The organism is Streptomyces afghaniensis (genome assembly GCF_044327915.1).
GTDB lineage: Bacteria > Actinomycetota > Actinomycetes > Streptomycetales > Streptomycetaceae > Streptomyces > Streptomyces afghaniensis.
The window spans coordinates 193,717-212,233 of the sequence record NZ_JBIRGJ010000002.1 but is presented as its reverse complement, the minus strand read 5'-3'; the positions used below and the strand labels follow the sequence as shown (position 1 = coordinate 212,233).

General features: G+C 71.5%; 16 protein-coding genes. 9 read left to right on the top strand and 7 right to left on the bottom strand.

Annotated elements, in window-relative coordinates; all coding sequences use genetic code 11:
- Positions 1-76 precede the first annotated feature (76 nt).
- On the bottom strand, positions 77-1,228 hold the full coding sequence (locus ACH4G3_RS07230; RefSeq protein ID WP_397623557.1) for a glycosyltransferase family 4 protein: 1,152 nt from the start codon (positions 1,226-1,228) through the stop codon (positions 77-79).
- A gap of 205 nt (positions 1,229-1,433) precedes the next feature.
- Positions 1,434-2,429, bottom strand: a complete 996-nt coding sequence (locus tag ACH4G3_RS07225) for a cell envelope lipid trafficking protein PgfA (RefSeq protein ID WP_397623556.1) — start codon at positions 2,427-2,429, stop codon at positions 1,434-1,436.
- Between the two features lie 215 nt (positions 2,430-2,644).
- On the opposite strand from ACH4G3_RS07225, the gene ACH4G3_RS07220 reads away from it, so the two are divergent.
- Both ACH4G3_RS07220 and ACH4G3_RS07215 read left to right on the top strand, forming a co-directional pair.
- Positions 2,645-2,797, top strand: coding sequence for a hypothetical protein (locus ACH4G3_RS07220; protein WP_010042314.1), 153 nt, complete (start codon positions 2,645-2,647; stop codon positions 2,795-2,797).
- Between the two features lie 2 nt (positions 2,798-2,799).
- Positions 2,800-4,044: a PucR family transcriptional regulator gene (locus tag ACH4G3_RS07215; RefSeq protein WP_397623555.1), complete on the top strand. Its 1,245-nt coding sequence runs from the start codon at positions 2,800-2,802 to the stop codon at positions 4,042-4,044.
- Positions 4,045-4,086: 42 nt separating this feature from the next.
- Here ACH4G3_RS07215 and ACH4G3_RS07210 read toward each other — a convergent pair whose 3' ends face one another.
- Positions 4,087-6,096 carry a TerD family protein gene (locus ACH4G3_RS07210; RefSeq protein ID WP_397624083.1) on the bottom strand — a complete coding sequence of 670 codons (2,010 nt, stop codon included), beginning with the start codon at positions 6,094-6,096 and terminating at the stop codon, positions 4,087-4,089.
- Positions 6,097-6,336: 240 nt separating this feature from the next.
- Between ACH4G3_RS07210 and ACH4G3_RS07205 the strand changes: the two genes are divergently transcribed.
- Together ACH4G3_RS07205 and ACH4G3_RS07200 are read left to right on the top strand one after the other, a co-directional pair.
- The gene (locus ACH4G3_RS07205) at positions 6,337-7,110 is read left to right on the top strand and encodes an IclR family transcriptional regulator (RefSeq protein ID WP_397623554.1); all 774 of its coding nucleotides are present in this window, start codon (positions 6,337-6,339) and stop codon (positions 7,108-7,110) included.
- Positions 7,107-7,967 carry an SMP-30/gluconolactonase/LRE family protein gene (locus ACH4G3_RS07200; protein WP_397623553.1) on the top strand — a complete coding sequence of 287 codons (861 nt, stop codon included), beginning with the start codon at positions 7,107-7,109 and terminating at the stop codon, positions 7,965-7,967. The genes ACH4G3_RS07205 and ACH4G3_RS07200 overlap by 4 nt, the downstream gene beginning before the upstream one ends.
- 61 nt (positions 7,968-8,028) lie before the next feature.
- On the opposite strand, the gene ACH4G3_RS07195 is transcribed toward ACH4G3_RS07200, so the two are convergent.
- From ACH4G3_RS07195 to ACH4G3_RS07185, 3 genes are all read right to left on the bottom strand, one after another.
- Entirely contained in the window at positions 8,029-9,429 is a 1,401-nt protein-coding gene (locus ACH4G3_RS07195) for an FAD-dependent oxidoreductase (protein WP_397623552.1), read from the bottom strand.
- Positions 9,430-9,653: 224 nt separating this feature from the next.
- Entirely contained in the window at positions 9,654-10,883 is a 1,230-nt protein-coding gene (locus tag ACH4G3_RS07190; RefSeq protein ID WP_397623551.1) for an MAB_1171c family putative transporter, read from the bottom strand.
- Complete coding sequence (locus ACH4G3_RS07185) at positions 10,880-11,491, bottom strand: toxin-antitoxin system, toxin component family protein (RefSeq protein WP_397623550.1); 612 nt, start codon at positions 11,489-11,491, stop codon at positions 10,880-10,882. Before ACH4G3_RS07185 ends, ACH4G3_RS07190 begins: the two co-directional genes overlap by 4 nt.
- Before the next feature lie 234 nt (positions 11,492-11,725).
- Here ACH4G3_RS07185 and ACH4G3_RS07180 point away from each other — a divergent pair, with 234 nt between their 5' ends.
- From ACH4G3_RS07180 to arfA, 5 genes are all read left to right on the top strand, one after another.
- Positions 11,726-13,081, top strand: a complete 1,356-nt coding sequence (locus ACH4G3_RS07180; protein WP_397623549.1) for an extracellular solute-binding protein — start codon at positions 11,726-11,728, stop codon at positions 13,079-13,081.
- On the top strand, positions 13,081-14,019 hold the full coding sequence (locus tag ACH4G3_RS07175) for a carbohydrate ABC transporter permease (protein WP_397623548.1): 939 nt from the start codon (positions 13,081-13,083) through the stop codon (positions 14,017-14,019). Before ACH4G3_RS07180 ends, ACH4G3_RS07175 begins: the two co-directional genes overlap by 1 nt.
- Positions 14,016-14,873, top strand: coding sequence for a carbohydrate ABC transporter permease (locus ACH4G3_RS07170; protein WP_397623547.1), 858 nt, complete (start codon positions 14,016-14,018; stop codon positions 14,871-14,873). Before ACH4G3_RS07175 ends, ACH4G3_RS07170 begins: the two co-directional genes overlap by 4 nt.
- A complete protein-coding gene (locus ACH4G3_RS07165; protein WP_397623546.1) occupies positions 14,870-15,841 on the top strand; it encodes an arabinan endo-1,5-alpha-L-arabinosidase in 972 nt (323 codons plus the stop codon). Before ACH4G3_RS07170 ends, ACH4G3_RS07165 begins: the two co-directional genes overlap by 4 nt.
- A gap of 67 nt (positions 15,842-15,908) precedes the next feature.
- Positions 15,909-17,423: an arabinosylfuranosidase ArfA gene (arfA, locus tag ACH4G3_RS07160; RefSeq protein ID WP_397623545.1), complete on the top strand. Its 1,515-nt coding sequence runs from the start codon at positions 15,909-15,911 to the stop codon at positions 17,421-17,423.
- Between the two features lie 10 nt (positions 17,424-17,433).
- Here the strand turns inward: arfA and ACH4G3_RS07155 are convergent, their stop codons facing one another.
- On the bottom strand, positions 17,434-18,510 hold the full coding sequence (locus ACH4G3_RS07155) for an NHL repeat-containing protein (protein WP_397623544.1): 1,077 nt from the start codon (positions 18,508-18,510) through the stop codon (positions 17,434-17,436).
- Between the last annotated feature and the right edge of the window lie 7 nt (positions 18,511-18,517).

Sequence of the window (18,517 nt, the reverse complement as noted above, 5' to 3'; positions counted from 1 at the left end):
CGCGGGGAACTGCGCGACCAGCCACGCGTGACCCGCACACGCGACACGACGTCACCGACACGGCGCAGGGGCGACGTCACGGCTCCCAGCCCCTCACCGCCTCCGCGGCCACCACCCGAAACTGCCGCACGGTCCGGTCCCACCGATACGAAGCGGCCCGGTCCTGCGCGGCCTTCCCCATCAACTCCCGGTCCCGCCCGGACAGGGCCAGCGCGCACCACGCCGCCGCGAACGACGACTCACCGCGCGCCAGTACCCCGGTCTCACCGTCCACCACGGAGTCCTTGAGCCCCGGCACGTCGAACGCCACGGTCGGCGTCTGTCGCGCCGCGGCCTCCGTCACGACCAGACCCCATCCCTCCACGGCGGAGGGATGCAGCAGCAACCAGGCCGCGCATAGCAGCCGGTGCTTCTCGGCTTCCGACACGTATCCGGTGAACTCCACCCCGGGACCGGCGAGTTGTTCCAGCCGTGCCCGCTCGGGACCGTCCCCGACGATGACCAGCCGCCCGCCGGTGACGGGCCGCACCCGCTCCCACAGCCGCAGCAGCAGATCGATCCGCTTGTACTCGACAAGCCGGCCGACGGCGACGAACAACGGCTCGGGGGACCGCTCGGCCCGCGGCCCCGGCTCCTCGACCCCGTTGTGCACGACCCGGATCCGGTCCCGCTCCACGCCGATCGCGCGCAGGGCGTGCGCGGTGGAGGAGGAGACCGCGACCAGCAGACTGCGCTGCTGGGCCCCGGTCAGTGCCCAGTGCTCGAGTCTTCGGCCGATCCGCGCGGCCGGCGCCAGCGGCCCGCCGAAGCGCATCTTCCACAGGTCGGTGTGGACGTGGTTGACCAGGCACAGCGTGGGCCCGGGGTGCCACAGCGGCGCCAGGTACGGCATGCCGTTGCACACCTCGACCAGCAGATCGCAGTCACCGACCTGACGGGTGAAGGCGGACCGGGCGCGCAGATAGTGCCCGTACGGGCCGCCCGCCGACACGACCCGGTAGTCCCGGAAGGCCGCGGGGCCCCCGCACAGCAGGGTGACCTGGTGGCCGAGCCGGGTCAGGCCGTCGGCGAGCTTGTCGACCAGCAGCTCGGAGCCGCCGGCGGACGGGTTGTCCAGATCGCGATGGGCGAGGAAGACGATCCGGCGCGGATGTGGGGGGAGCGCCGGAAGATGCTGCTCCGCGCTGGGGGACGCGGTATGCAGCGAGGACGGTACGTGCTGGGGCATGGGTGCTCCAACTCGTCTCGGGGTGCGGAACTCAGCGTGGGGAAGGTGTGGCTCTGGGGGGTCTGGCTGTGGGGGCCTGAGCCCTTCCTGGGAGGGGAGTGTGGACGGGTTGTGCTCGGGTGGGGTTGGACAGTTTTCGCCCGGACGTTCTCCACGGCTACTCACCGGCGTGACAATTTCGGGCTTTGTTAGAGCTGACGTCACATCACATCGTGAGGGTGGGCTGGGGCGTACCGGACGTATCGGACGGAGCGGGCTGCTCCGGCTCCTTCCGCCCACGCGCCACCAGAACGCCACCCACCGCCGCGAGCACCACACCCGCCACACCGGCCCCGATCGGCAACGTCGTGCCGACCAGGCGCAGTTGGCCGCTGTCGCGCTTCGCCTGCCGTACGGCCTCCTTCTGCGTCCCGGTCGTGAACGAGATCTTCCGGCTGTCCAGCAGCACCGCCGCGTCCTTCTTCCCGCCCGGCGCCCGCAGGGTCCGCTTCGGTCCGGTCTGCGCGTAGATCACGCGGCCCGTGGCCTGGTCGACGACCAGCTCGAAGCCGTGGTTGGAGTACCACTCCTCGGCCAGCACCTGCGGCCGGCCCGGCTGGTCGACGAGGCTGCCGGGCACCATCCGCGTGCCGGTCCTGGTCGGCGGCACGGAGCCGGTGAACTTGTAGCCCGTGTAGCCCTGGATCTTCTCGGTGCCGTCGTAGCGCAGGACGACCGTGTCGCCGAGCGTGTTGTCCCACCACTGGTACGAGCGTTTCTGCACGTCGAAGGGGAACTTCAGATAGGCCTCGCCCTCGATGTACGGCTTCTCCCCGCAGCAGTGCACGGGCCGGGTGGTCTTGCGGTCCATCACCCAGCGGTGCGGCGTGAAGTCCAGGGCATCGTGCGGGTCGGCGGCCGGCAGCGACTTGTCCGTGTCGACCGTGGTCGTCACGTCCCAGACGGCGTTGCCGCTGCGTTCGCTGTCCTCGACGTTGCCCCGTACCCGCTGGGTCACCGTGATCTTCCGGTCGGGGACCGTCTCGATCCGGTCAGTGTCGAAGACGCTGCCCCGGCCGGTGTAGACGGCGGTCGTGTCGATGTCGATCGGGTTCACCGCGGCACGCGGCTGGACGTACCAGGCCAGCAGGGGCGCCAGCACCAGCAGGAACGTGCCGAGACCCAGCAGGACCAGGGAAAAAGGAGAGGTTGTACGGCGCATCCGGGCACTCCAGTGGCTTGGGACGGCTCGACGTACGAGAGGGCCGGCACGGCGGGAAACAGCGCGTGTGCGGCTGGGCCGGGAACCGTAGGCCGCTCTTGACGGGGTGTCAATGCTTGTCGAGACTGGGCGCGACAGGCAGGGACGGGATGCCGGGGTGGGGACAACCTCCGGACGATCTCCGGACGAATCCGGACAGAGAGGCTGACCCTGCGATGTCGAGACTGCTCGCTGCCGCGCTGACCGTCGCGCTCGCCGCCGCCCTTGCCGTGGGCGCCGCGCTGGGCGTCGTCGCGCTGCTCGAAGCCACGCCCGACCAGCCGAACACCCCCCTGATCACCTACGAGCAGGCCGGGCAGGGGAGTTGACCGTGACGGCCGCCCGCACCGGAACCGTCACGTCTCGCTCGGCCTGGCACGACGTACCGCGCTTCCAGGTGCGCCGGTTCGCGGCGATCGCCATGGCCGAGGCGCCCGCGCTCGCCGAGGAGATCCTCAGCGAGATCCAGCGCGAGTACCCCCATCTGCCCGTCGTCCTCGACGACTCAGGCGAGCCCATGGCCCTGGTCGGCATCCGCCGCGCCATCGAGGTCTTCGTGCAGCACCTGGAGCACTCGGAGGGCCGGCCCACCGTCCCGCCCGGTGTCTTCCAGGACTTCGGCCGCGGCGAGGGCCTCAACGGCCGCTCGCTCGACTCACTCCAGGCCATCTACCGCATGGGCGTACGCCTGGCCTGGCGCCGCTTCGCCGACATCGGCCAGCGCGTGGAGATCCCGCCGCCGGCGATGTACGAACTCGTCGACGCGGGCTACGAGTACCTGGACGGCCTGGTCGACCAGTCCGTACGCGGGTACGCCGAGGCCGCGGCCCGCCAGGCCGGGGAACGCCTGCGCCTGCAACGCCGCTTGATGGAACTCCTGCTGGCCGAGCACCACCGCGGCGACCCCACCGAGGCCTTCACCGAACGCGCCGCCCGGATCGGCTGGCCCTTACCCGAGAAGGTCGCGGTCGGCGTCCTGCTGCGCCCCGCCCGGGAGGCCATGGCCCCCGCGGTCGGCCAGGGCGTGCTGCTCGACATGGAGTACGAGCAGCCCCGCATGGTCGTGCCCGAGCCGGACGCGGCAGGCCGCCCCGAACTCCTGCACCGGGCCCTGGCCGGCTGGTCCGGCGCGATCGGCCCGCCGGTCCCGCTCACCGACGCGGCGAAGTCGCTGCGCTGGGCCGAGGCCGCCGTACGCCTCATGGAACGGGACCTGCTCCCCACCGGCGAGGTCCTCTACTGCACCGAGCACACCGAGGCGCTGGTCCTCCTCCAGCCCGAGGAACTCATCGACGACCTGGCCCTGAGATGCCTGGCCCCCCTCACCCACTGCGGCCCCACCCACGGCCGCCGCCTCGCGGAAACCCTCCTGGCCTGGCTGGAGACCCGGGGCGGAGCACCCGAGGTCGCGGCCCGGCTCGGCGTCCACCCCCAGACCGTCCGCTACCGGCTCCGCCAGATCCGCGAACTGTGGGGCGACGAGATCGACGACCCCGACCGCCGCTTCGAACTGGAACTGGTGCTGCGGGCGCAGCGGCTGCGGGGGGAGCTGGGGGTGGTGCGGGGGCGGCGGTGAGCCGGGCCGGTGCGCCCGGCGGGGCTCACCGCCGCCGCGCCGTCACACCGTGGCCCGCTCCTTCGCCGCAGCACGCCCGGATGCGGGAGCGTCCAGGTGGACCACCACCGAGGTGTAGAAACGGTGCACGGCGTCGTCGACGCTGCGGATGAAGCCGGACTCCGCGTTGCCCCGGCCACTGCCCATGCCCTTGAAGAGGGACAGGCGGAAGCCGGTGATGCGGGTGGCGCTGTCCTTGGGGAGCAGATCGGCCGGTTCGGGGCGCAGCCGCTCCAGCGTGCCCCGGGGACCACCCGCCTCGCCCTCCACCAGCGTCTCGACGTGCAGGTCCGCCGGGGCCTCGGCGAGACGGCGGATCAGACGCTTGGCCCAGGTCAGGGGATAGCCCTGCTCGGGAGCCGGGATCTCCACGGAGGTGCGCAGCTTGGCGGTGCGCAGATCCGCGCTGATGCCGAGCAGGCCGGGCGCGCCCTCGACGCGCAGCTCGGCCTGGAGCCTGCCCTCCACGCACAGCTGGTCCGCCAGGCGGGCGCGGCGGGCCCCGGGATCGGTGCCGCGCCTGGTGCGCTGGGCGGGCAGCACCTTCTGCCCGAGTTCGCCGCCCAGCCGCAGACACACCTGGCGGATGAGCCGTTCCCAGCTCTCGACGACCTCCAGGGCGCGCGAGTCGCCCTGGCAGAGGGTCTCGTCGTCGATGCCGTTGCGCACCGGCACCCAGGCCGAGCCCATGTTCTGGAAGCCGTGGCAGCCGGAGTTGTCGTGCTGGAGGTAGTGCAGAAGATCCTGGAGCAGCCAGGTGCGGGCCGCGTTGCCGACGCCTTCGTGCCGGATCAGCATCTGGGCCTGGTGGGCGACTTCGGCCCAGGACAGGTGCCAGAGCGCCACCTGGTGCTTGCGCCGCCGGTCGATCTTGACGTCGACCAGCGGGCTGCCCTCCAGGGCTACGTCGTTCGACAGGGTGATCACGGCCTCGTAGCCGCGCCGGGCGGCGATGTCCATATAGGCCTGGACCTGCTCGGACTTGAGGGCGTTGCCGTTGGTCTTGGTCTCGACGAGTGCCGTCCACAACTTGCCGGCGCGCTCGACGCGGATCACTCCGTCGGGACGCCGAGGCGTGTCACCGTGCGGCAGGGAGACCTCGGTGAACGTCTCCATGCGGCCGGATGGTGCGCCGAACGGGGCGGTGATCCGCCTGCCGAACCGGGGCACCTGGGCCATCACCGACAACAGGACCGACGTGGCGCGCATCTCCCGGTCCCGGTCGCCCTTGAGCGCCGAGACCGGGAAGAGTCGTGCCTGTCTCCAGGACTCGTTCTCGGCGAGGCTCTTCGCGGGCGCCCTGGGCGGCGTGACCCTCGCCTTCGCCGTCCGGGGCCTGGCCGTCCGCTTCTTCGGGGCGGCTTCCTCGTCGGCCGGCGGACGCGGTGCGGGGACTGCCTCCAGCGCCGCTCGCTGCTGGGCATCGGGCCCGGGGGCGGCGGGTTGCTCCGCGATCGCCGCCGCGGACTCCGCCTCGTCGTCCTCGATGTCGACGCCGAAGTCCGTCGCCAGTCCCGCCAGCCCGCTCTCGTAGCCCTGTCCGACGGCCCGGAACTTCCACTCCTCTCCCCGCCGGTACAGCTCACCGAAGATGATCGCGCTCACCTGGCCGGGATCCTCGATGACGAACCGGAGGAGGCCCTCGCCCACCGCGTCGGCCAGCGTGACCCGCACGTCGTCCAGCTCGCCGAAGCGCGCGCCTTCGTAGCGGCTCGCGGCCACGACGATCCGCTCCACCTCGGCCGGGACCGCGGTCAGGTCGAAGCTGATCCGGTCCTCGCTGCCGTCCCCCGTCGGCTCCTTGCCGAGGAGCTGCACACTGCCGTCGGCGGCCACCGGGTTGTTGTAGAAGTAGAAGTCGGCGTCGCTGCGTACCTTGCCGTCCGCGCCCAGCAGCAGAACGGACACGTCGGCGTCGCCCTCACCGGTCGGGCTGGACCAGCCCAGGCTCACGATCGCGGATCCGGTGTTCTCGCTCAGGGCCGTCAGAGACACGTTCGAGCCCATGGTCATGTCACGCACAGAGATTCCCCCCACCCTTGCGACACCTGTGACGTGTCGCACACAGGGCACTTTAATGTGCACGCCACGTGTCTGTGGTGTGCTCACGGGTTTCCGCCCGCCGGCCTCTGCCCATTGCCCGGGCAAACCTCTGTGGCTAGCCTGTGTTCGTCATGCCGATCGCCTGTTGATATCTCGAACGTTGATATCTCGAAACACAGGCGCCTGAGACATATAGGGAGGGGGCCGGTCGTGGGACGCCTCGTACCAGCCGTGACCCGGGCTCTCGACATTCTCGAGCTCTTCCTCGACGGGGACGGAACGCTCTCCGCCCCCGACATCGTGCGCAAGCTCCAGCTGCCGCGCACGACCGTGCACGAGCTGGTGACCACGCTCGCCGCCCGGAAGTACATCGTCCCCGTGCCCGGCCAGCCCGGACGCTACCGGCTCGGTGTACGCCCGTACCAGCTCGGCGCCCGTTACGCCGAGCAGCTCGACCTCGCGGCCGAGGGGCAGCTCGTCGCCCGGTCCGTCGCCGAGACCTGCGACGAGACGGTGCACGTGGCGATCCTCGAGGACACGGACGTCATCTACATCGCCAAGGTCGACTCCACGCACGCCGTGCGGATGGTGTCGGCGGCCGGGCGCAGGCTGCCCGCCCACTGCACCTCCGTCGGCAAGATGCTGCTGGCCTCCCTTCCCGAGCACGAGCTCGCCGCGCGGCTCCCCGACGGCGCCAAGCTGGTCGCGATGACCCCCAACAGCATCACCGACCCGGCCGCCCTGCGCGAGACCCTGGCCGAGATCCGTGAGCGGGGCATCGCGGTCGAGAACCGCGAGTCCAACCCGGACGTGAGCTGCGTGGCCGCGCCGGTGCGCGACCGCACCGGCCAGGTCGTCGCCGCCCTGTCGATCTCCGTGCCCATGATCCGCTGGAGCGAGGAGCGCCGCGCCGAGCTGGAGCAGCTCGCCGCGAAGGGCGCCGCCGAGCTGTCCGAGCACCTCGGCCACCGGAGCCTGGCATGACGACGCCGTACGAGGTCGCCGTACGGGCCGAGGCCGAGCTCGGCGAGGGGCCGACCTGGGACGCGGCGGCCGGCCGGCTGCTGTGGATCGACATCCTCGGCTGCCGGGTGCACACGTACGACCCGGCCACCGGGCGTCGCACGGTCCGCCGGACGGAACAGCACGTGGGTGCGGTCAAGCCGCGGGCCGGGGGCGGGCTGGTGCTCAACCTGCGCGACGGCATCGGTCTCCTCGACCCCGACGGCGACTCCCACGGCGGCTTCCGCTGGCTGCACCGCGAGCCCGTGCCCGGCCGCCGCGCCAACGACGCCGCCGTCGCGCCGGACGGCTCGCTGTGGGCCGGCACGATGCGCTACGACGAGGCGCCCGGGGGCGGCACGCTGTCCCGCGTCACCGGGGACGGCTCGGCCGAGGTCGTGCTCGACGACGTGGCCGTCAGCAACGGCACGGGGTGGAGCCCCGACGGGCGGCTCATGTACTACATCGACACGCCTACCCGGCGCGTCGACGTCTTCGACCACGCGGACGGGCGGATCTCCGGGCGGCGCACCCTCGCCGAGATCGAGGACGGCGCGGGCTTCCCCGACGGACTGACCGTCGACGCCGACGGGTGTGTCTGGGTGGCCCTGTGGGAGGGCGCGGCGGTGCGGCGGTACACGCCCGACGGGCGGCTGGACCGGGTGATCGAGCTGCCGGTGCCGCGGGTGACGGCCTGCGCGTTCGGCGGGGCCGGGCTGGGCGACCTGTACATCACGACGGCGCGTACGGGCCTGAGCGAGCCGCCCGCGCTGGCGGGGTCGCTGTTCGTGGTGCCGGGGGCGGGCAAGGGGCTCCTGCAGCCCGCGTTCGCCGGCTGACACGCGGGGGCGGGCGGCGGAGCACGCGGCGCGGAGCGCCCGGGATCGGAGCGCCCGGGTCTCAGCGTCCCGTCCGGTCCAGCCGCCGCAGGACCGCCCGCTCGTCCTCCGTCAGCGGCGCCCCCACCGCCGCCGGCAACGGCGGCCCGCTCAGCGTCGCCAGGACCGTCGAGGGCCGCAGCAGCCGCGTCGGCCCCGTCGTCATGCTCATCACGTCCCAGACGGCCGACGCCGCCGTGTACGAGCCGGTCGCCGTGCGGATCATGCGGCGGGTGTAGGCGGTGACCAGACGGTCGGCGATCCCGGGCGAGCCGCCGCGCGTCCCGGGGTACCAGACGTCCTGGCTCACCGCCATCGTCCACGCGGACTCCACCGGCCTGGCCGTCCGCCGCTGCACGCGCCGGGCGAGCCCGGGCGCGTCGAGGCCGGAGCGCCGCAGCTCGCGGTCCAGCTCCCGGGCGCCCAGCGCGGCCACCGACATGCCCTGCCCGTAGGCCGGGTTGAACGTGGCCAGCGCGTCACCGAGGACGACGAGGCGCTCGGGCCAGGAGCGCACCTTCTCCAGGTACCGGCGGTGATTGCTGGTGCTGCGGCTGACGTGGACGTCGGTGAGCGGCTCCGCGCCGGAGATCAGCCGGCCCACGATGGGGTCGGGCAGCTCCAGGGTGTACCGCAGGAACGCGTCGGGGTCGGACGGCGGTTCGCCACCGCCCCGCGTGCCGGCGAGGCTGACCATCCAGCGGTCGCCCTCGATCGGCAGCACCATGCCGCTGCGGCCGGGCCGCCCCTGGTACGGGTCGGACTGCACGATGGTCAGGGGGAAGCGCCCGGCCCCCTCGGGAGTGCGGTAGAGACGGGTGGCGTTCACCAGGCCGGCGTCCACCGTCTTCTCGCGCACGTCGTCGACGCCCAGCTGCGCCAGCCAGTTCACGATCCGCGAGCCGCGTCCGCTCGCGTCCACCACGAAGTCGGCGGCGAGGTCCTCCTCCCCGGCGGCCGTCGAGAGACGGACCCCGGTCACCCGCTGCCGCGACCCCGTCAGCTCCAGCACCCGCGCCTTGCGGATCACCACCCCGGTGCTGTCCAGCACCGCCCCCCGCACCGCCCAGTCGAGCAGCGCCCGGGTGCAGGTCAGCATCCGCGGTCCGGGGTGGCGCCAGCGCCGGAACCACCCCTCGGGCGTGAGGGCGACCATGCCCGAGCCGAGCGGTATCTCGTGCGCACCGGCGGCGAGCAGGTGCTTGCGCATGCTCACCCCCGGCACGAGGTTCTCCATGGAAGCCAGGCCGCCGGCCATGAGGAGATGCGCGTGACGTCCCTGCGGCAGGCCCTTGCGGTGCTCCGGCCCCTCGGGCAGGTCGTCGCGGTCGAGCACGACCACCTCGTCCGCGACGGCGGACAGGGCCGCCGCGGCCAGCATGCCGGCCAGACCCGCACCGATGACGACAGCTCTACGCGACATGCGACTCCTCGCACTCAGCCATGAAGGCTCCTTTTGCCCTGCGGGCATTCCCCGACGTCCGGCGCGGGCCACGGCCGGGCAGCCCACAACGCCGTGCGCCGGCACCGGTTTTCGAGCCATGCGGGCCTCGTCCCGGACGGCTCTCACCGTACCTTCACGCAGCGTGCGCGCGTCCCCCTGTGCGGGGCCGGTCGAAAATCGGCCGAATGGCCCGAGGGGTGCGGTCAGCCGGTGAGCGACCTGCCCTCCGTGTGGTCGTGCGCCAGGGCGCGGATCGCCCGGAGGTCCTCCGTGCGGCGCAGGGCCCGGGACAGGGCGCCGATCTCGCGCAGCAGTTCCGTGGTGTCACGGGCACCGGTGCCGTCGTCCTCCTGGGTCCGGGTCCCGGCGTCGGCCGCGTCCTGGATCGCCGCGGTGGCGGCGAGCACCTTCGCCAGGTCGGGCGGGTGGCCGAGGGTGAGGGCGGCGTCGTGGAACCGTTCGCGCCGGTCCTCGTCGATGTGCCGCGCGAGCGGCAGCAGCGCGTCGCGGATGAACGTCTCCCGGCGGACCAGCCGCAGCTCCGGTGTCGCACGCAGCAGGAACGGGACCCCCGTGCCGTTGACCGTCTTCATCAGCAGGTACAGCGGCCGCAGTTCGTGGTGGGCGAGCCGGACGTGCCAGCGTCCGTGCAGGTACTGCCCGGCGTGCGGGAGGATGAAGCCGATCGCGATGAGCACGGCGGACAGGCAGGCGAGCGGCGGGGCGACGGCCGTGCTCAGCCAGTCCAGGTCCCGCCCGGACCAACGGGCCACCACGGCACTGATCTTGGCGGCGTCGAAGAGCAACTGCGCCGTGTAGCCGACGCCGAGGAACTTCAGCCCCCAGCGCAGCAGCGCATCGAGCCCGTCCGTGCGCACCCAGTTCCAGATCAGCCCGTTGGTGACGAGCGCGGCCGCGGTGTGCGCGAGCAGGTAGAGCACGATCACTTCGCGCATGTACGGGGTGTTCGCGTAGTACGTGTCGAGATCCCGCAGCCGCTCCACCGGCACGTCCGCGAGAGCGAACAGCACCCACATCGCGAGGATCACACCCGAGTAGACCGCCACGACCCCGCGCATCGCGCGCCGGGTGCGGTCCGAGCGGTCGGACGGGCCGCTGCGCCAGGAGATGATCAGCAGCAGGCAGAAGGCGCAGAACGCGGTGAGCAGCGAGTAGACCCAGGGTCCTGAGAAGTTCGCCACCCCGGTGAGCCGGTTGACCCGCGCGATCGTCGACGGCGCCACGAAGACGAACACCGCGCAGGCGAGCAGCAGCAGCCCGCCGACCGCGCGCAGCATCGGGTCCTTCCAGAGCCGGATGATGCTCGGCAGCTTGATGGCCAGGGCAGCGGCCAGCACCCCCGCGGGGATCCACCAGAAGTTCGGATAGAACTGGTTGACGAACTCGACCGGGGTCAGCGCCACCGTCGTCACGGTGCCGCACCCCCTCGCGGCCCCCGGTAGTACAGCGACCGCTGCACGGGATCGAGGGGTTCGTCCGGTCCGCGCCCGCCCGGCAGCAGCGCCCGGCACCCCGCCGCCAGCCGATGTCCGAAGGCGTCGGCGTCGGCCTCGTCCCGTTCCCGGGAGCCGTTGCGGGCGGCCACCGCCAGCGCGGCGTCGTCCCACCCCGGCCGGTCGGCGAAGGCGTGGGCCGCCGCCGCACCCGCCCCGTGGTGATGCCCGTGCCCCGCGTGCAGGTGCCACAGTTCGTGCCCGAGGATGACCAGCTGCTGCACGGCCTCGGCCCGCTCCTCGACGATGACGAGGTCGAAGTCCTGGAACTCCACCCACAGGCCGGTCACTTCGATCTCGTCGGGGAAGCGCTCGAAACGCAGCTCGACCGGCCGCCCGCCGCGCCGCGCGCTCATCTCCTCGCACAGCGCCCGGCACAACGACCGTACGTCGGTGGGGCGCTGGGGTCTCGCCCGGACCGCCGCGGCGAGTTCGGCGGCCAGGCCGCGCATGGCGGAGCCGCGGCGTGAGCGCCTGAGCGCGGCGGTGACTCGGGCGGCCATCGTCCGCGCGCCCGCGATGTCCATCGCTCCCCCTTCTCACCACCGGCCGGCGGCTTCGGCAGCGCGTCCGAGACTACGCGCCGGAAAGTGGGCGCGTCATGCGATCCGATGTCCGTAGTTCAACGGGGAATGACCGAACTCGCCCAAAAGTCCTGCGTGAACTTCGTGTCCGACCCATTGACGCGCGAGCGCTTCGAACTTACGGTCCCGTTCGAAGTTACGAGCGTCATTCGGAATATCGAACAGTAAGGGCAGGGGATGGGACGACCTGACCTGAACCGCAGGCAGCTTCTGGGCGGACTGGGGGGACTCTTCGTCGCGAGCAGCTTCGGCTTCGCCGCACTCGGCACCGGAGCCGACGCCCTCGCCTCCAGCGCCGACACACGCGTGCGCTACTGGAACCTCTTCAGCGGCGGCGACGGCTCCAACATGATCGCGATGCTGGACGCCTTCCGTAAGGACAACCCCGACATCGCCGTGAAGGACTCCACGCTCCAGTGGGGCAGCCCCTTCTACACCAAGCTCGCCATGGCGGCGGCGGGCAACCGCGCCCCCGACCTCGGCGTCATGCACCTGGGCCGCGTCACCGGCTTCGCGCCCGGCCGCCTCCTCGACCCCTGGGACACCGACCTGCTCGCCAAGTACGGCGTACGGGAGCAGGACTACAACCCCACCCTGTGGAAGCGCGGCGTCATCGACGGCAAGCTCTACGCCCTCCCGCTCGACATCCACGTCCAGCTCTGCTTCTACCGCAAGGACGTGCTGAAGAAGGCGGGACTGCTCGGCGACGACGGCCGGATCGTGCCCGTGACGTCGACCGACGAGTGGTTCGACGTGCTCAAGGAGGCCAGGAAGGCCACCAAGAAGGGGCTGCAGACCATCGGCTTCTGGCACAACGACCAGAACTTCCAGTGGTGGTTCTTCGTCGCCTTCTACACCCAGCTCGGCGGCACCTGGTTCAACGCCGACGACACCGAGGTCACCTTCGACACCGACAAGGCCGTCCAGGTCCTGGAGTTCCTGCGCCGGCATGTCAGCGACGGGTACGCCAACCCGGGCTTCGGCGGCGGCGCGGGCGCCGAGCAGTTCCTCAACGGCTCCCCCTTCGTCTGGGAGGGCAACTGGTCGGTGCCCGTCTACTCCGGAGCGAAGCTCGACTACGGGGCCACCCCGCTGCCGCCGGTCTTCGGCAAGCAGGCCACCCACGCCGAGTCGCACTCCTTCGTCCTGCCGCACCAGGCCGACCGCGGCGGCGCCGCCAACGAGGCGGCCCACCAACTCGCCGCCTACGTCGTCCAGCACGCCCAGCAGTGGGCGGCGGGCGGCCACATCCCCGCCTACACACCCACCCTGTCCACGGCGGCGTACCGGAAGCTGGACCCGCAGAACGAGTACGTCTCCGCCATGGACCACCAGGCCACCGAGCCCAAGGTGTGGTTCGCGGGCTCCACCGGCATCCTCGCCCAGCGCGTCGGCCCGATCGTCGTCTCCTCGACGATGGGCTCCGCCAAGCCGGAGGCCGCGGCGAACCGCATGAAGAAGACGCTCACTCAGCTCCTCGCCACGAAGAACCCCATGGACGGGAAGACCGCCGCAGAAGGAGGTGCCGTCTGATGGCGACCAGTGCCCCCACCATCGCCGCACCCGCACGCGCGAAGACCGCCGCCGACAGTGCCACGCTCCGCCGCAAGCAGGGTTTCCAGCACGGCGGCTGGTTCGTCGCCCCGTTCCTGCTGCTCTTCGCCCTGTTCGTGATCTGGCCGCTGCTGCGCGGCATCTACCTCAGCTTCACCGACGCCAACATCACGGGCGAGGGCGCGAGCTTCGTCGGCCTCGACAACTACCGCGAGGCCATCGAGGACCCCCTGGTGTGGGAATCCCTCGGCCACAGCGCGTACTTCACGCTCCTGGTCGTCCCCTGCATCACCGTCCTCGCCTTCTTCCTCGCGATGCTCGCCCACCACATCGAGCGCGGCAAGTGGCTGTGGCGGCTCTGCTTCTTCGCCCCGTTCCTGCTGCCGTCCACCGTCGCGGCCAACCTGTGGCAGTGGCTGTTCAACCCCGGCACCGGAATGATCAACCACGTCTTCGGCGGCGAGACGCCCTGGCTGACCGACAAGTCCTACGCGATGCTCGCCGTCGTCATCACGACCCTGTGGTGGACCGTCGGCTTCAGCTTCCTGCTCTACCTCGCCGCCCTCCAGGGCATCCCGGACCACCTCTACGAGGCCGCCAAGCTGGACGGGGCGAACGCCTGGCACCGCATGGTCCACATCACCCTGCCGATGCTGCGCAACATCACCGGCCTGGTCATCGCCCTGCAGATCCTCGCCTCGCTCCAGGTCTTCGACCAGGCCGTCGTGATGTTCGACTTCCTCCCCGGGCCCGAGGGATCGACCCGCACCTTCGTGCAGTACACCCTCGAAGAGGGCTTCACCAGCTACCGCGTGGGCTACGCCTCCGCGATCTCCGTCATCTTCTTCGTGCTCATCGCGGCCGTCGCCCTCGCCCGGATGTGGCTGCTGCGCAACCGTGAGGAGGCCGCCCGATGACCACCGCCGTACCGCCGGTGAAGTCCCGCAAGCCCTGGACCCCCAGCCAGATCGTCCTCACCCTGATCGGCACGGCCGTCTCGGCCGTCTTCCTGGCCCCCTTCGCCTGGGGCCTGTTCACCTCCCTCAAGTCGGAGACCGAGGCCGTCGAGGTACCGCCGCACTGGCTGCCGAAGGACTGGACGGGCCAGGCATGGAAGGCCCTCTTCGAGTCCGGCAACATCACCAACTGGTTCGTGAACTCCCTGGTCGTCTCGGTCTGCGTGACGTCCGTGGTGCTCCTCGTCAGCGCACTCGCCGGCTACGGCTTCGCCCGCACCGAGTTCCGCGGCAAGAACGCCCTGATGGGCCTGGTCATGGCGGGCCTGATGATCTCGCCCGCCGTCCTCGGCGTGCCGCTGTTCACCACCGTGCAGCAGATGGGCATGGTCGACACCTACTGGGGCATGATCCTGCCGCAGTGCGCGCCCGCCGCGATGGTGTACATCCTCTACAAGTTCTTCCAGGGCATCCCGCGCGAGCTGGAGGAGGCCGCGTTCATCGACGGCGCCGGACGCTGGCGGGTGTTCTTCACCATCGTCCTGCCGCTCTCCCGCCCCTCCCTCGCCGCGGTCGGCATCTTCACCTTCATCGCCTCGTGGAACAACTTCCTGTGGCCGTACATGGTGACCAACAACCCCGACCTGATGACCATGCCGAACGGCATCGCGACCGTCATGAACTCCTACGGCATCCAGTGGGCCCAGCTCATGGCCGGCGGCCTGATGGCGGGCCTGCCGCTGATCATCGTGTTCGTCTTCTTCCAGCGTCAGATCGTGGCGGGCGTCGCCCACACGGGATTGGCGGGACAGTGACCCTGCGCAGAACCCTCACCGCCACGGCGGCGGCCACGCTCCTGGCCCTGCTGCCCCACACCGCACAGGCGGCGGAGACCTACCCCGACCCCCGCCCGATCACCGGCCAGGAGATCATCCACGACCCGACCGTCTCCCGCCTGAAGTCCGGCGGCTACGTCGCCTACTCCACCGGCGGCATCATCGGCGCCCGCCTGTCCGAGGACGGCCGGCACTGGACCGACGCCGGCAACGCCTTCGCCGAGCCGCCCGCCTGGTGGTACGAGTACAACGACAAGGCCGACCCCTGGGCCCCCGACCTCTCCCGCCGCGACGGCCGCTACTGGCTCTACTACTCCGTCTCCTCCTGGGGCAGCAACCACTCCGCGATCGGCGTCGCCACGTCCCGCACGGGTCTGCCCGGCACCTGGACCGACCACGGCAAGGTCTTCGCCTCGGAGACGACCGACACGTGGAACGCCATCGACCCGGCGATCGTCCGCGCCGACGGGAAGCTGTGGATGGCCTTCGGCTCGTACTGGACCGGCATCCGCATGGTCGAACTGAACCCGAAGACGGGCAAGGCGATCCCCGGCGCCGAGGTCCACCACCTGGCGACCCGCCCCGACGCCCCCTACGCCGTCGAGGGCCCCGCCATCGTCAAACACGGCCGCTACTACTACCTGTTCGCGTCCTACGACGCCTGCTGCCAGGGCGTGAACTCCACGTACAAGATCAAGGTCGGCAGGTCCCTGAAGGTCACCGGCCCCTACGCCGACAGCACGGGCAAGCCCCTGCTGGAGGGCGGCGGCGACCTGCTCCTGGAGGGCCACGGCCGCTACATCGGCACGGGCGGCGAGTCGGTCTTCAGGGACAGGGGCAAGGATGTCCTGGCGTACCACTACTACGACGCGCAGGACGAAGGCACCCCCAAGCTGGGGCTGAACACCCTGAGCTGGAACAAGAAGGGTTGGCCGAGTTTGCTTTAGGGGCGCGGGGAACTGCGCGAGCAACCACGAACCACCCGCAGACGAAACCGAACCTCGAAAGGCAAGCATGCACACGGCCCGCTTCACCCTCGACCCCGCCTTCACAGTCGGCGAGGTCAACCCTCGCCTCTTCGGCAGCTTCGTGGAACACCTCGGCCGCTGCGTCTACACCGGCATCTTCGAACCCGACCACCCCACAGCCGACGACAAGGGCCTCCGCCAGGACGTCCTCGACCTCGTCAAGGAACTCGGCGTCACCGCCGTCCGCTACCCCGGCGGCAACTTCGTCTCCGGCTACAAGTGGGAGGACTCGGTCGGCCCCGCCGAAGACCGTCCCCGCCGCCTGGACCTCGCCTGGCACTCGACGGAGTCCAACCGCTTCGGCCTCTCCGAGTACATCGACTTCCTCCGCAAGATCGGCCCCCAGGCCGAGCCCATGATGGCCGTCAACCTCGGCACCCGAGGCGTCGCCGAGGCCCTGGAACTCCAGGAGTACGCCAACCACACCGAGGGCACCGCCCTGTCCGACCTCCGTGTCAGCCACGGCGACAAGGACCCCTTCGGCATCCGCCTGTGGTGTCTCGGCAACGAGATGGACGGCCCCTGGCAGACCGGCCACAAGACCGCCGAGGAGTACGGCCGCGTCGCCGCCGAGACGGCCCGGGCCATGCGCCAGCTGGACCCCGGCGTCGAACTCGTCGCCTGCGGCTCCTCCAGCCAGTCCATGCCCACCTTCGCAGAGTGGGAGGCGACGGTCCTCAAGGAGACCTACGACCTCGTCGACTACATCTCCCTGCACGCCTACTACTGGCCCGAGAACGGCGACCTCGACTCCTTCCTGGCCTCCGCCGTCGACATGGAGTCCTTCATCGACAACGTCGTCGCGACCGCCGACCACGTGGGCGCCCGGCTCAAGTCGAAGAAGAAGATCAACCTCTCCTTCGACGAGTGGAACGTCTGGTACCTGCCCGAGTGGGAGGCCCGCGCCAAGACCTTCGAGCAGGACGACTGGCCCGAGGCCCCGCGCCTGCTGGAGGACAACTACAGCGTCACCGACGCGGTCGTCTTCGGCTCGCTCCTCATCGCCCTGCTGAGGCACGCCGACCGCGTCACCGTCGCCTGCCTCGCCCAGCTCGTCAACGTCATCGCCCCGATCATGACGGAGCCGGGCGGCCCGGCCTGGCGGCAGACCACGTTCTTCCCCTTCGCGCAGGCGAGCAAGTACGGCCGCGGCCAGGTCCTCGACGTCCGCGTGGACTCGCCGACGTACGAGACCAAGAAGTACGGCGAGACCGACCTGCTGCACGCCACCGCCGTGCGCGCCGAGGACGGCACGGTCACCGTCTTCGCCGTCAACCGCAGCCGCACCGAGGCACTGCCCCTGGAGGTCGCGCTGAACGGGCTCGACCTCTCGTCGGTCGTCGAGCACAGCGCCCTCGCGGACGCCGACCCGGACGCCCGCAACACCCTCGACGAGCCCGAGCGGGTGGCCCCGCACGCGGTCGACGGCACGGCACTCCAGGACGGCACGCTGAGCGCCGTCCTGGAGCCGCTGTCCTGGAACGTGATCCGGCTGGCGTAACCGGCCCCGGTCAGCGTTCGATGCGCGGCAGGGCGGTCGGGTCCGGCGAGGACGAGGTCGTCCCCACCGCCCAGTAGCCGTCCGAACCCGGCACCTTCGCCAGGGCGTTCAAGACGACGGGGGTCGTGGCCACCGGCCCCCGCTCGCTCACCCAGGCCGTGCCGTCCCAGCGCAGGTAGTGGGCCCGGGTCTGGTCCCAGAAGTCCCACCCGGCGATCCGGTCGGGCCGCCCCTGCGCGTCGCCCACGATGCCGGAGAGCATGCCCACGCCGAAGGGTGCCTTGACGTGCTCCCAGGAGCCGCCGTCCCCGTGCAGCAGCCGGACGCCCGGGGGCTTTCCGGGCGGGCCGCCCACGCCGTAGTCGTAGCCCGTCATCCAGAGGTCGTCGCGGGCGACCGCGAGCAGGCCGGTGAAGCCGGCGCGGATGCCGCCGGGCGCCGGCAGCACGGTCCAGGCCGCTCCGTCCCAGCGGGCGACGAGTTCGCTGCCGTAGACCCAGATGTCACCGCAGAGCGCGCGGTGGATGCCGTAGGGCGGGACGGTGGTCGTGGCCGGGGGTGCCTCCAGCCAGGTCCACTTGCCCCGGTGGCCGTGCAGCAGCACCGAGCCGTCGCTGTTCCGGCCGGAGACCCAGACGTGGCCCCGGGGGCCGGTCGTGACGGCGGCGAGGGACGTTCCGGGCGCCCCGCGACCGGGGAAGTCGGTCTCCCGCCAGGCCGGTCCGTCCCAGGCGAGGAGCCGGGCGGTGCCGGAGGTGTCGGAGCCGACGGCCCAGGCGGATCCGTCGGACGCGGCGGCGACGGAGGCCAGGTAACCGCTGAAGCCGGGGCTGGCGCGTTGCCAGGCCGTGCCGTCCCACACGAGGGCCAGCGCCGTCCCCCGTACGCCGCCGTTGCGGCCCTCCTCGCCCACGGCCCAGGCGAGGCCGGGGCCCGAGGCCGCCACACCGCGCAACTGCGCCGCGGGTGCGGCCTCCGGGGCCGTCACGGCCTGCCACTCGCGGGCCTCACCGAGAAGACCCGGAGCCGCCCACGCCGTCCCGCCCCGCGCCGAGACGAGCCCGAACCCGGCCCCGGCACCGACCACTGCGCCT